This window comes from Actinomadura rudentiformis, assembly GCF_008923185.1.
In the GTDB taxonomy this organism is placed as follows: Bacteria; Actinomycetota; Actinomycetes; order Streptosporangiales; family Streptosporangiaceae; genus Spirillospora; species Spirillospora rudentiformis.
In genome coordinates this window covers 211,094-224,477 of record NZ_WBMT01000016.1, presented here as the reverse complement: position 1 = coordinate 224,477, position 13,384 = coordinate 211,094, and the positions used below count along the sequence as shown (strand labels likewise).

The following is a 13,384-nucleotide window of genomic DNA, read 5'->3' as shown; positions in this document are numbered from 1 at the left end:
CGAGAGGAACAGTGACCCGCATGGCGGACTACGTCGGCGCGATCGACCAGGGAACGACCAGCACGCGCTTCATGATCTTCGACCACGGCGGCAACGAGATCGCCCGCCACCAGCTCGAACACGAGCAGATCCTGCCGCAGGCGGGCTGGGTCGAGCACAACCCCACCGAGATCTGGGAACGCACCCGCGCCGTTATCCAGACCGCCCTCAACAAGGCCAACCTCACCTCGGCCGACTTGGCCGCGCTGGGCATCACCAACCAGCGCGAGACCAGCCTCGTCTGGAACAAGCGGACGGGCCGCCCCTACTACAACGCGATCGTGTGGCAGGACACCCGTACCGACCGGATCGCCGCCGCACTCGACAGGGACGGCCGCGGCGACGTCATCCGCCGCAAGGCGGGCCTGCCCCCGGCAACCTACTTCTCCGGCGGGAAGATCCAGTGGATCCTGGAGAACGTCGAGGGTGTCGCCGAGGCCGCCGAGGCGGGTGACGCGATCTTCGGAACGACCGACACCTGGATCGTGTGGAACCTGACCGGCGGCACCGACGGCGGCGTGCACGTCACCGATCCGACCAACGCCAGCCGCACCATGCTGATGGACCTTGAGACGCTGGACTGGGACGACGAGCTGCTGTCCTTCTTCGGCATCCCCCGCGCCATGCTGCCGGAGATCAAGCCGTCCTCCACGCCCGAGCCGTACGGGATGACGCGCGCGGACGGACCGCTCGGCGGCGAGGTGCCGATCTCCGGGATCCTCGGCGACCAGCAGGCCGCCACCGTCGGCCAGGTGTGCTTCTCCCCCGGCGAGGCCAAGAACACCTACGGCACCGGCAACTTCCTCCTGCTCAACACCGGCACCGAGCCGGTGCGTTCCAAGAACGGCCTGCTCACCACGGTCTGCTACCAGTTCGGCTCGGACAAGCCCGTCTACGCGCTCGAAGGATCGATCGCGGTCACCGGGTCGGCCGTCCAGTGGCTGCGCGACCAGCTCGGGATCATCTCCGGCGCGTCGCAGAGCGAGTCCCTCGCCCGCCAGGTCGAGGACAACGGCGGCGTCTACTTCGTCCCGGCGTTCTCCGGCCTCTTCGCCCCGTACTGGCGATCGGACGCGCGCGGCGCGATCGTCGGTCTCTCCCGCTTCAACACCAACGCCCACCTCGCCCGCGCCACCCTCGAGTCCATCTGCTACCAGACGCGCGACGTCGTCGAGGCCATGCGCCAGGACTCCGGGGTCACCCTGGACGTGCTCCGCGTGGACGGCGGCGTCACCGCCAACGAGCTGTGCATGCAGCTCCAGGCCGACATCCTCGGCGTCCCGGTCTCCAAGCCGGTCGTCGCCGAGACCACCGCCCTGGGCGCGGCCTACGCCGCGGGCCTCGCCGTCGGATTCTGGAAGAACACCGACGAGCTCAAGCAGAACTGGAACGAGGACAAGCGCTGGCAGCCCGAGTGGACTGACGAACAGCGCGAGACCGGCTACGCCGGTTGGAAGAAGGCCGTCAGCCGCACCCTGGACTGGGTGGACGTGCCGTAGAGCCACGGGCGGCCGGGCATGGACACCCACACCATGCCCGGCCGCCCGTCACCATGCCCGGCCGCCATCACCAAGCCCGGCGCATCGCACCAGCCCGTACCCCTTGGTGTTCTCTCGAACGAGAGATAACGTCGATCCGGGAAGGGTATATATGAGCGCCTCGTTTCCGCCGGAGCCACCGCCTCGCGACCCACGGCCGTTCCGGCCGGGATTCACCCCGTTCGAAGAGGAGCCGCTCGTCAGATCCCACGCGGACGATGCGCTGACACCGATCCGGGTCACCACCTATGAGGTCCATCCGCTCCGCCGGCCCCGCATGGTGATGGTCTACGGCGAGCTGGACGGGGAACGCGCCACCGAGGTGTGCTCGGAGCTCATGACCCTGGACGCGCTCGGCGACGGGCCCATCACGATGCATCTGCGGGCCCGGGACATGACGCTGGACGCCGCGTTCAGCCTGGTCGACACCATCGACGTGCTCAGGTGCCCCGTCCACGCGCTGGTGGTGGGGGAGGTCGGCGGCGCGGCGCTGGCGGTGCTGGCGTCCGCGCAGCGGCGCGAGATGACCCGGCACGCCGTGCTGCGGCTGGACGAGCCCACGCAGGGGTTCGACGGGACGGCCGCGGAGCTCGCGATGCGGGAGAAGGAGCACCGGCGGCTCATCGCGGCGCTGTACCAGCGGTTGTCGGAGGTCACCGGGCGGGCGGTCGAGGAGATCCGGGACGACGCCGAACGGAGGCGCATCTTCACCGCCACCCAGGCCCTCGCGTACGGCTTCGTGCACGACGTGGCCGGCATGGCACCCCCGGGACTGACATGATGTCCCGCGATATGACCCGCGATAGAACTCCCGGCGAGCCCGCCGGCACGACCCAGGGACGGTACGTGCTGCCGTCCTTCACCGAACGGACCTCCTACGGCGTCAAGGAGATGGATCCGTTCAACAAGCTCTTCCAGGAGCGGATCATCTTCCTCGGCGTGCCGGTGGACGACACGTCGGCCAACGACGTCATCGCCCAGCTGCTCACGCTGGAGACCCTCGACCCCGACCGCGACATCAGCATCTACATCAACTCCCCCGGCGGCTCGTTCACCTCGATGGCCGGGATCTACGACACCATGATGTTCATTCGGCCCGAGATCCAGACCGTGTGCCTCGGGCAGGCCGCGTCGGCGGCGGCGCTGATCCTCGCGGCCGGCACCCCCGGCAAGCGGCTGGCCCTCCCCAACTGCCGGATCATGCTGCACCAGCCGGGCATCGAGGGCACCCGCGGGCAGTCCAGCGACCTGGAGATCGTCGCGAACGAGCTCCTGCGGATGCGGGAGCTGCTGGAGGAGGCGCTCGCCAAGCACACCGGCAGACCGGTCGGCCAGATTCGCGACGACCTCGAACGGGACAAGTTCTACAGCGCCGACGAGGCCAAGGAGTACGGGCTCATCGACGACGTCGTGTCCAACCGCATGATGAGGCCGCCCAGCCCTCACCGCAGATGAACGGTTTGTCTCGGTTGGGGCACGGGTGGGTCGCGTGCGGATCCGGACCCCGGCTCGCCCCGTCTACGCGGCATGAGAAACCGAGGCACAGCCCTGGCAGCGGCCGCACTTGGTGTTGTTCTCCTGGCCGGCGCATGCAGTGGCGACGAATCAGAATCCGGCAGCGGTCAGAATCGGGCACCGGCCGGCGGTGCCCGACCCGGAGTCGTCCCTGAGGATCGTGTTCCGCCGCAGCAGCAGTCCTCCTATCTGTCGACCTTCGCGCTGGACGTGGACACCGCGTCCTACGGCTACGCCCGCCGGGCGCTGCTCGACGGGCGGCGCCCTGACCCGGCGACGGTGCGGCCCGAAGAGTTCGTCAACCACTTCAAGCAGGGGTACGCCGAACCGGAGGGCAACGGCTTCGCGGTGTCCGCCGACGGCGGCCGGGCCGGTGACGTCCGGCTCCTGCGCGTGGGCCTGCAGACCCGGAGCGCCGTCGGCGGCGCGCGGCGCGACGCCAACCTGACCTTCGTCGTCGACACCTCCGGCTCGATGGGCGAGCCCGGTCGCCTCGACCTGGTGAAGACGTCGTTGCACGCGCTCATCGACCAGCTCCGCCCGAGCGACTCGGTGGCGATCGTGGCCTACGACAGCGACGCGACCCTCGTCCGCGAGATGACACCCGCCACCAGGCGCGCCGAGTTGCACCGCGCCATCGACTCGCTCGACACCGGTGACAGCACCAACCTCGAAGCCGGGATGGCGCTCGGCTACAAGGAGGCCAGGCGCGGCTTCCGTGAGGGCGTGACCAACCGCGTCATCCTGACGTCCGACGGGCTGGCCAACGCCGGGGCCACCACGTCGCAGCCGATCCTGAGCAGGGTCCGCGAGGAGGCCGGCACCGGCATCTCGCTCCTGTGCGTGGGAGTGGGCAGCGACTATGGCGACAAGCTGATGGAGGAACTCGCCGACCACGGCAACGGCCGGGCGGTCTATGTCTCCGACGCCGAGAAGGCCAAGCGCCTCTTCGTCGAGCAGTTGCCGGGCACCGTCGAGCTGCGGGCACGGGACGCCAAGGCGCAGGTCGCCTTCGACTCGCAGCAGGTCGACACGTACCGGCTGATCGGCTACGACAACCGCGGCCTGCGCCCGCAGGACCTGCGCGACGACTCCGTCGACGGCGGCGAGATCGGCCCCGGCCACTCGGTCACCGCCCTGTACGCCGTGCGCCTGCGCCCCGGCGCCTCCGGCCGCCTCGCCGACGTCACCGTGCGCTGGCAGGACCCGGCCTCCGGCCGGCCGGACGAGGCGGGCCGCACCATCACGGTGAACGACCTCTCCCCGGACCTGTGGGAGAGCGGATCCCCACGGCTCCGCGTCGCGGTGGCGGCCGCCTACTTCGCCGAACACCTCCGCGACGGCGATCCCGGCCACGGCGCGCAGAGCCCCTACACCTCCCCCTCGCAGGGACCGCTCGTCATCCGAGGCCGCGTGCCCGGTGAGCAGGTCGCCGACCTGCCCCAGCTGGCCCGCCAGGTGACCGCCCTCAGCTCCGCCACAGAGGACCGCGACGTCCGCGAACTCGCCGACCTGATTTCCCGCGTCACACTGCGGGAGTAGTGTCCGCGGCATGGGAGAAGCGCAGGATGAGCTGGGCGGTCATCCTGACCGGCTCCGCTGGAACGCCAAGTACGCCGATGACGGCGGCAGAGCGGAAAGATCGTTCGTGCCGCATCCGCTGGCGGACGCGGCGCTGGCCATGGCGTTGCCTGCGGGGCCAATGCTCGATCTGGCGTGCGGTCCGTCGGGCAGCGCGCTGCTGGCCGCCGCGGGCGGGCGGCGGGTGACGGCGGTGGACGTCTCGGATGTGGCGCTGGACCTGCTCGATCGGGAGGCGCGGCGGCGGGGCGTCCGGGATCTCCTCACCCCGGTGCATGCCGACCTGGGCACGTGGCGTGCGGAGAGTGCCTTCGCGGTGGTGTTGTGCACGGGGTTCTGGGACCGGGCGGTGTTCGAGGGCGTGACGGGCGCCGTCATGCCCGGGGGTGCGCTGGGCTGGGAGGCGTTCACGATGGACGCCCGGACCGAGCGGCCGCGGCTGCCGGTGGAGTGGTGCCTGGAGCCCGGCGAGCCCGCCTCGTTGCTGCCCGGGGACTTCACCGTGGTACGGCTGGAGGAGGTGCCGGGCGGCAAACGGCGGATGCTCGCCCGGCGGGCGTGATGTGGAACACATCGTCGTGAACGAGCCGTTGCGCGGCCGGTCCAAGGGGTGACCGAAAGCGCAGGTCACGGCACCAAATCTGAAGACGGCTGATAAGTCAAGACCGTGAACACACCGATGAATTGGCACTAATCAATGTGCTAAGACTTTCCCAAGTCCGGGCGAGAGGGTCTTCATGAGCACATCGGTCGAACGAGTGGTCGACACGGCTCGCTATCCGCTGGCGGAGCCGGGCGAATGGGGACCGCTCATCGACCGGATCCGGTCCGAGCTGCGGGATTGCGGATGCAGCGTGCTCCCCGACTTTATCCGGCCTTCGGTGCGCGACGCGCTGGGCCGCGAGGGCGCCGCCGTCGCCCCGCTGGCGCACTATGACGTCGAGACCGTCAATGTTTATAACATCGCGGTCGATTCCGTGCTCCCGGAAGGGCATCCGGGGCGGATGACGTTCGAGCGGGGGAACGCCTTTGTCGCCCGGGACCGGATTCCACCCGAATCCGTTATTCAGCAGCTCTATTCGAGTGAGCTGTTTCAGCGGTTCGTCGCCGCGTGCTTTGGCCTGCCACGCGTCTTCGAGCTCGCGGACCCGCTGTCGGGGCTCTGCCTCAACGTTCTCGAGCCGGGCAAGGAGCACCCCTGGCATTTCGACACCAACGAGTTCACCGTCAGCATGCTCACCCAGGAGCCGGAGGCGGGCGGGGTCTTCGAATACTGCCCCAACATCAGATCGGCGGACGCGGAGAACTTCGACGACGTCCGGGCCGTCCTGGAAGGGCGCGGCGGGCCGCTGGTGCGGCGGCTGTCCCTGCGGCCCGGTGATCTGCAGTTGTTCAAGGGGCGCTACTCGCTGCATCGGGTGAGCGCCGTCGAGGGCACGCGGGCCCGCCATTCCGCGATCTTCGCCTACAGCGAGCGGCCCGGCGTCATCGGCAGTGTGGCGCGGACGAGGCAACTGTTCGGGCGCGTGCTGCCGGCGCATCTGGAGGCCGGGACCGTGCGGGTCGACCAACTCTTGGACTAGTCGCCCAACTCTTGGACTAGGGGACCTGCTGTGCGCGTCGACACCACCGGGAAGATCTCACTCGACCACATCTACACCGCACCCGATCCGCGCGCCTATTTCAGTACGCTGCGCGGGCTCGGCTACGCCATCCCCGAACTGGCCAAGCCCTTCTTCGCCGGCCTCATCCAGGAATACCGGGACGCGCACGAGATCTCCGTCCCGACCGTGCTCGACATCGGCTGCTCGTACGGCATCAACGCGGCGCTGCTGCGATGCGACGCGACGATGGAGGAGCTGTACGACCGGTACGCGGGCGCCGAGGACGCCGGCTTCGAGGAGCTCCTGGCCCGTGACCGCGAGCTGGTCGGCTCGCGTGACGGCCTGAAGCGCACCCGCTTCCTGGGGCTCGACGCGTCATCACACGCCCTCGCGTACGCGCTGCAGGCCGGCTTCATCGACGGCGCGATGCACGCGGACCTCGAGGCGCGCGACCCCACCGAGCACGAGCGGGAACGGCTCGCCGGAGTGGACCTCGTCATCTCGACCGGCTGCATCGGCTATGTCACCGAGCGGACCATATCCCGCATCGTCGCGGCCCATGGCGGCCGCAAACCGTGGATGGCACACTTCGTTCTCCGGATGTTCCCTTTCGATCCCGTGACCGAATGCCTTGCCGCCGCGGGATACGAGACCGTCCGTCACGAGGGAGTCTTCCGGCAGCGGCGCTTCGCGACGGCCGAAGAGCAGTCACTCGTCCTGGACAGGCTCGCCACCATCGACGTGGATCCGCGCGGTCTGGAGACGGACGGCTGGTTCTACGCCGAGCTCTTCATCTCCCGTCCCACCAAGCCCAGATCGAGGATCGAGTGAACAGCAGTCAGAGCCCCTCCCCCCGCACCTTCGACAACGAGGATCACCTGCCGCGGGTGCCGCTGCCCTCGCTGGACGACAGCGGCAGGCGCCTCCTCGAATGGTGCGCGCCGCTGGTCACCCCTGACGAGCTGGCGGAAACAGAGAAGGCGCTGGCCTCCTTCGTGCGCCCGGACGGCCCCGGCCCCAAGCTGCAGGCGGCGCTGGCGGAGTACGACGCGAGCGAGGGCGTGCACAGCTGGCTCGACACGTTCTGGCCGTACCGCTATCTCGGCCGCCGTGACCGCATCGCGCTCAACGCCAACTTCTTCTTCCTCTTCCAAGACTCCGTTCAGCTCTTCCAGGGCTCCCGTCAGAGCCAGGCCGAACGGGCCGCCGGGCTCATCGCGGCCGCGCTCAACTACAAGGCGCAGCTGGACGACGAGCGCATCCCGCCCATCGTCCAGCGCGGCCAGGCGCTCACGATGGAGCAGAACAAGTTCCTCTTCTCCACGACGCGGATCCCCGGCGCCGAGCAGGACACCGTGCGCGCGCCGTACTCGGACGAGTCGCCGGGCCCGTCGCAGGCACGCCACATCGTCGTGTTCTTCCGTGGCCACATGATCCGCATGGACGTCATCGGCCCGGCCGGACGGCCCCACACCCTCGACGAGCTCGCCGCGGGGCTCGACGAGATCATGAAGAACGACGTGCGGGCGGAGACCCCGGTCGGTCATCTGACCACCAAGGCCCGGGCGGAATGGGCGGCGAGCCGGGAGGCGCTGCTCGCCGCCGACGCCGGGAACGCGGCCAGGCTGGACGACGTCGAGACGGCGCTGTTCTGCGTCTGCCTGGAGGACTTCGCTCCCCGGGACGACCTCGACGCGTGCGACCACCTGCTGCACGGCGACAGCGGCAACCGGTGGTTCGACAAGGCGGTGTCGTTCATCGTCTTCGCCGACGGCACGGCGGGCATCAACGTCGAGCACTGCGGTTTGGACGGCACGACGATCCTGAGCTTCGTCGACACGCTGCTGGGCGAGTCCGCCGAGGAGCACTCGCGCCGTTCGGAGGCGCGTTCGCAGGGCGCGCCCGCGACCGGCCCCATCGAGTTCGTGCTCACCACGGACCTGCGCGCCGACGTGCGCGCCGCGGCCGCGTCGTTCGCGCAGTACGCCGCCGACACCGCCACCACCACGGTGGCGTTCGACGACTTCGGCGCGAATGACGCCAAGCGGCTGCGCACCTCGCCCGACGCCTTCGTGCAGATGGCCTACCAGCTCGCCCACAAACGCTCCAAGGGGTTCGTGGGCGCCACGTACGAGTCGATCGCCACGCGCCAGTACCGGCGTGGGCGCACCGAGGCGATGCGCGTCGTCACGCCCGAGGTCGTCCGGTTCGCCGAGGCGATGGACGACCCGGCCGCCGACGCCGAGACCCGCTGCGCCGCGTTCCGTGCCGCCGCCGAAAAGCATGTCGAACGCGCGAAGGCATCCCAGGCGGGCCAGGTGCCCGAGCAACACCTCTGGGAGCTGCAGCTGATCCAGAAGCGGCGTGGCGAGGAGCTCGGGGTGACCGAGCCGCTGACGCTCTTCAGCTCTCCCGGCTGGATCAAGATGCGGGACGACTATCTGAGCACCAGCTCCGCGCCGTCCACCAACATCCGGTACTTCGGGTTCGGATCGACCAGCCCCCAGTGCATCGGGGTCGCCTACGTCCTCCTCCCGGACCGCTTCAACGTCTATTTGAGCACCCCGGCTGCGGTGGCCGACGCGATGCACGCCTTCGCCGGCCACCTCCGGGAGGCGGTGCCCGAGCTCCAGGACCTCCTCGCCTGACACCTGTGTGGACGGCAACGGTGTGGGTTGAAGACTGCACGCATTGACGGCTTTGGTCACGCCTCGTACCGTCGTCGTGTCAGGTTGCGTCTGAGGTCGCGTCCACGAGGACGTCCGCCTGCCTCTCAGCCCGCTGGGACAACGGTGATGCGGCGACTGTCGTGCCCGACGCTGGTCGGGCGGTGCGAGGAGCTGACCTCGCTGTGCGACGCGTTCACCGCGGCCGGTGACGGGTCCGGCGGGTTCGTGGTCCTTGAAGGCGAGGCGGGGATCGGCAAGACCCGGCTCGTCGAGGCGTTCACCGCCATCGTCGTCGGGCCCGGCGGACCGGCACCGTTTCTTCCGGCATGTGGCCGACGTGCTGACGGCCCAGGCAGGCCCGGCGCCGGCCGTCGCGGTGCTGGAGGACCTGCACTGGGCCGACACCTCGACGTGCGATCTCCTCGTGTTCCTGGCCCGGGCGCTCCGCGAGACCGCCGTGCTCATCCTCACCACGTTCCGCAGCGACGAACCCGAGCCCGGCGTGGCGCCCACGGCGATGCTCACCGAGCTCACCCGCTGCTGGCGGCGGTGTGCGGCCTGCCGGTCGCCCGGCTGGAGTCCGGGCTCCACGATGCGGTGGTGCGCCCTTCGGCGCGGTGTCGTTTCCATGGATGAACTCCCCGTTCTGTCATCGCCGTATGCGACTGCAGAACAGAGTGCGTTCCGGGATGGTGCCCGCACATCGGGCGATTCCTTATTCCCGGGCGTCCGGCTACCTCAGATCGGGAAATCCCCTCTGGAAAGGGGGCGCGGGGTGTAGGAGGCTCGATGCATGCGGGTGATGATCGCGCTTGTCCTGATCCTTCCCCTGTTCGCTCCCTCGTCCGCGTGGGCCGCCGCTCCGGAGGCGCCGGGGGCGCCCGGCGGCGGCTCGTCGTGGACCACCGGTGACAAGTCGGCCCTGGGCACGGCGACCACGACCGGTTCGAAGGTCTGGTTCACCGTCGCCAAGGGGGTCACGTCGGAGGTGTTCTATCCGCGTGCCGACGTCGCCAACGTGCAGGACATGCAGTACGTGGTGACGGACGGCTCGTCCTTCGTCGATCTCGAACGCGACGCCACCACGCACGCGGTGTCGATGCCGGATGAGAAGGCGCTGGAGTACACGGTGACCAACACGGCTCGAAGCGGCCGCTACCGGATCACCAACACCTACGTGACCGATCCCGCACGTTCCACCCTGCTCGTCAGGACCCGTTTCCAGTCGCTCGACGGCGGCCCGTACCAGCTCTACGTGCTCTACAACCCGTCGCTGGCCGGTGGCGGCGGCAGCGACACCGGAGCCTGGGACGCCGCGAACGGCGCGCTGGTGGCGAGCGACCCGCAACCGGTCTTCGGCGGCACGGTCGCCTCGGCGCTGAAGTCCTCGGCGGGATTCACCCGGCGGTCGACGGGTTACAGCGCCACGGCCAGTGACGGCTATCGCGACCTGCAGGCCAACAAGCGGCTGACCGCGGAGTACGACGCGACGAGCGGCGGCAACATCGTCCAGACCGCGCAGATCCCGATCAGCGGCGACAGCACGTTCACCCTGGCGCTGGGCTTCGGCCCGGACCGGGCCGCGGCCACAGCCAGCGCCGGTGCTTCGCTCAACTCCGGATTCGCCGCGGCGGAGACCTCGTACCGGACGGGCTGGCACGGCTACCTCGACGGCCTGGCCAAGCCGGTGCCCGCGAGCGTCTCGGGCGACACCAAGCGCCGCCGCACCTACAACGTGAGCGTCATGGGCCTGCACGCCGCCGAGGACAAGACGTTCCGTGGCGCGAACGTCGCGTCGCTCTCCACACCGTGGGGCGACTACGTCAACGGCGACGCCCTGAACGACGGCTACCACCGGGTCTGGGGCCGTGACCTCTACCAGCAGGCGACGGCGCTGCTGGCCGCCGGGGACACCGCCCAGGCCGGGCGCATGGCCCGCTGGTTGTGGGACCGGCAGCAGATCACGGCGTGGACCCAGGGCGACGGCGTCTGGTACGGGCCCGGCTCGTTCCCGCGCTATTCACCGGTCAGCGGCGTCGGCGGCGCGACTCCGCAGCAGCTCGGCTGCTGCGAGCAACTCGACCAGGACGCCTTCGCGATCGTGCTCGCCTGGCAGACCGGGCTCACCGGCGCCGCCGACTGGAACAAGATCAAGCTGACCGCCGACCACATCGCCCGGGTCGGGCCGCGCACCCCCGGTGAACGCTGGGAGGAGCAGGACGGCATCTCGCCCTCGACCGTCGCCGCCGAGATCGCCGGGCTGGTCTGCGCCGCCGACATCGCGCGCCGCAACGGCGACACCGCGAGCGCCGCACGGTACGAGTCGACGGCGGACTCCTGGCGCGACGGCCTCGACGGCTGGACGTTCACCACCACCGGGTACTTCGGCGACCGCCAGTACTACGAACGCATCGAGCACGGCACCGACCCGAACGACACCCACGCCCGCACGTTCCACGACGGCACGTGGTGGGAGCGCGACATCGTCGACGGCGGATTCCTCGAACTGGTCCGGCTCGGCATCCGCCCGGCGTCCCATCCCAAGGTCACCGCCTCGCTGCCGGAACTCGACGGTGTGGACTCGGTGACGACACCCGGCGGTGCCGTCTACTGGCACCGCTACAACCACGACTCGTACGGCGAGAGCCAGGACGACGGCACGGGCTGGCCCGCGAACCACGGCCGCCTGACCGGCCGTGTGTGGCCCCTCCTCTCGGGCGAACGAGGCGAGTACGAGCTCGCCGCCGGACGCCCGGCGAACTCGCATCTCCAAGCCATGGCCGACTCGGCAGACCAGGGCTACCTCATCCCCGAACAGGCATGGGACCGGGCCGACCAGTTCGGATTCGTCTTCGGCAAGCCGACCGGCTCCGCCGCTCCCCTCGCCTGGGCGCAGGGGCAGTACGTGCGCCTCGCGCAATCCATCACCGCCGGACGTCCCGTCGAGACGCCCTTGGTGGTGGCCGACCGTTACCTCGGCTGACCGGGGGCTCCTGTGCGGCTGTCCCACGGGCGAGGGCCCTCCGGCGGGCGATAGGCGACGCCCAAGGCGTCCAGCCGCGCGTAGTGCGCCGCGTCCATCCGCCGTTTGAACGACTCGAAGTCGCGTTCCTCCGACCACACGGCCTCGGCGAACGCGACCAGCCGGGGAAAGGTCTGGTAGTCCACGCGCTGCGGGGTCTCGGCGGCTTCGGTCCACATGTTCGCCTGCGCCCCGAGCACCCTCGCCTCGTGCGGGGTGCCCGCCAGCCCCGGCGGCACGACGTCGAAACGGTAGACGTCCTCCAAGGTGGTGATCTTCCCGACCGGCACCGGCTCGCCGGCGTCCCCGGACTGCCGGTAGTCCAGGTAGACGGTCTGCCTGGGGCACATCACCACGTCGTGCCCGGCCAGCGCCGCGGCGATGCCCGCCTCGTAGCTCCGCCACGAGGTGACCGTCGCCCCCTCGGCGAGCCCGCCCTCCAGGATCTCGTCCCAGCCCGCGAGCCGGCGCCCTCGCTCGGCGAGCCAGCGGTCGAAGTGCCGGATGATCCAACTCTGCAGCCCGTACTCGTCGGCGACCCCGAGCTCCCGGATGCGCGCCTGCGCCGCCGGCGACCGCCGCCACTGGTCCTTGAGGCACTCGTCTCCGCCCAGGTGGACGAACGTGCCCGGGAAGATCTCCAGGATCTCCGTCAGCACGCCCTCGTAGAAGCGCAGCGTCGACTCGGCGGCGTTGAGCACGTTCGGGCTGACGCCCCAGTCCGTCTTCACCTCCACGGCCGCCACATCGACGACATCGGCGTTGCCCAGCTCCGGGTACGCGGCGATGGCCGCCTGCGAGTGCCCCGGGATGTCGATCTCGGGCACGACGGTGATGTGCCGCTCCGCCGCGTACGCGACGATCTCCCGCAGATCGTCCTGGGTGTAGAAGCCTCCGTGCGGCCGTTCGTCCCAATCCGGGAGCCGCCCCCACCCGCGCCGGCTGCGCCGCCGCCATGCCCCGACCTCGGTCAGCCGCGGGTGGCGCTTGATCTCGACGCGCCATCCCTGGTCGTCGGTCAGGTGCAGGTGCAGGACGTTCAGCTTGTGGGCCGCCAGCAGGTCGACGTAGCGCAGCACGCCGTCCTTGGGCATGAAGTGCCGCGCCACGTCGAGCATGAACCCGCGCCATCCGAAGCGCGGCCGGTCCTCGATGATCACGTACGGCACGTCCGCCGGGTCGCCGATCGGGGCGCGCCGGAACGAATCGGGGCCGAGCAGCTGCCGCAGGGTCTGCCGCCCCCAGAAGATCCCCGCCTCGTCCCCGCCCACGATCTCGGCCCCGTCCGGCCCCACGGTCAGCCGGTAGGCCTCGCCTCCCAGATCGGAATCGACACGTGCGCGCACGCCCCCGCCGAATGGACCGGACCCGCCCTGGTATTTGATCCTGCGAGGCATCGGGATCACATTGACCTCG

General features: G+C 70.0%; 11 protein-coding genes and 1 pseudogene. 11 read left to right on the top strand and 1 reads right to left on the bottom strand.

The genetic code is table 11. The features are described 5' to 3' along the window. Positions 1-20: 20 nt before the first annotated feature. The 11 genes and pseudogenes from glpK to F8566_RS31370 all read left to right on the top strand — a co-directional run bounded on the left by glpK (position 21) and on the right by F8566_RS31370 (position 11,929). The gene (gene glpK, locus F8566_RS31415; RefSeq protein ID WP_151565469.1) at positions 21-1,538 is read left to right on the top strand and encodes a glycerol kinase GlpK; all 1,518 of its coding nucleotides are present in this window, start codon (positions 21-23) and stop codon (positions 1,536-1,538) included. Positions 1,539-1,689: 151 nt separating this feature from the next. Further along, positions 1,690-2,358 (top strand): ATP-dependent Clp protease proteolytic subunit, encoded by a 669-nt coding sequence (locus F8566_RS31410; RefSeq protein WP_151565468.1) that lies wholly within the window; start codon positions 1,690-1,692, stop codon positions 2,356-2,358. Between the two features lie 11 nt (positions 2,359-2,369). After that, positions 2,370-3,032, top strand: a complete 663-nt coding sequence (locus F8566_RS31405) for an ATP-dependent Clp protease proteolytic subunit (protein ID WP_151565467.1) — start codon at positions 2,370-2,372, stop codon at positions 3,030-3,032. 72 nt (positions 3,033-3,104) lie between these two features. Beyond that, positions 3,105-4,634 carry a vWA domain-containing protein gene (locus tag F8566_RS31400; protein ID WP_151565466.1) on the top strand — a complete coding sequence of 510 codons (1,530 nt, stop codon included), beginning with the start codon at positions 3,105-3,107 and terminating at the stop codon, positions 4,632-4,634. 10 nt (positions 4,635-4,644) lie between these two features. Beyond that, the gene (locus F8566_RS31395) at positions 4,645-5,235 is read left to right on the top strand and encodes an SAM-dependent methyltransferase (protein ID WP_151565465.1); all 591 of its coding nucleotides are present in this window, start codon (positions 4,645-4,647) and stop codon (positions 5,233-5,235) included. Between the two features lie 175 nt (positions 5,236-5,410). Continuing rightward, positions 5,411-6,256: a HalD/BesD family halogenase gene (locus F8566_RS31390; RefSeq protein ID WP_151565464.1), complete on the top strand. Its 846-nt coding sequence runs from the start codon at positions 5,411-5,413 to the stop codon at positions 6,254-6,256. Between the two features lie 30 nt (positions 6,257-6,286). Continuing rightward, positions 6,287-7,108 carry a class I SAM-dependent methyltransferase gene (locus tag F8566_RS31385; protein WP_151565463.1) on the top strand — a complete coding sequence of 274 codons (822 nt, stop codon included), beginning with the start codon at positions 6,287-6,289 and terminating at the stop codon, positions 7,106-7,108. Beyond that, positions 7,105-8,925, top strand: coding sequence for a choline/carnitine O-acyltransferase (locus F8566_RS31380; RefSeq protein ID WP_151565462.1), 1,821 nt, complete (start codon positions 7,105-7,107; stop codon positions 8,923-8,925). Before F8566_RS31385 ends, F8566_RS31380 begins: the two co-directional genes overlap by 4 nt. Before the next feature lie 147 nt (positions 8,926-9,072). Next, a pseudogene (locus F8566_RS53085) lies at positions 9,073-9,231 on the top strand (AAA family ATPase); the annotation flags it as partial. 43 nt (positions 9,232-9,274) lie between these two features. Beyond that, complete coding sequence (locus F8566_RS51635; RefSeq protein WP_225993697.1) at positions 9,275-9,727, top strand: hypothetical protein; 453 nt, start codon at positions 9,275-9,277, stop codon at positions 9,725-9,727. A 12-nt stretch (positions 9,728-9,739) separates the two neighbouring features. Further along, positions 9,740-11,929 carry a glycoside hydrolase family 15 protein gene (locus tag F8566_RS31370; protein WP_151565460.1) on the top strand — a complete coding sequence of 730 codons (2,190 nt, stop codon included), beginning with the start codon at positions 9,740-9,742 and terminating at the stop codon, positions 11,927-11,929. Here the strand turns inward: F8566_RS31370 and F8566_RS31365 are convergent. Next, on the bottom strand, positions 11,917-13,365 hold the full coding sequence (locus tag F8566_RS31365) for a beta-N-acetylhexosaminidase (RefSeq protein ID WP_151565459.1): 1,449 nt from the start codon (positions 13,363-13,365) through the stop codon (positions 11,917-11,919). The two genes, F8566_RS31370 and F8566_RS31365, sit on opposite strands and share 13 nt — an antisense overlap. Positions 13,366-13,384 lie beyond the last annotated feature (19 nt).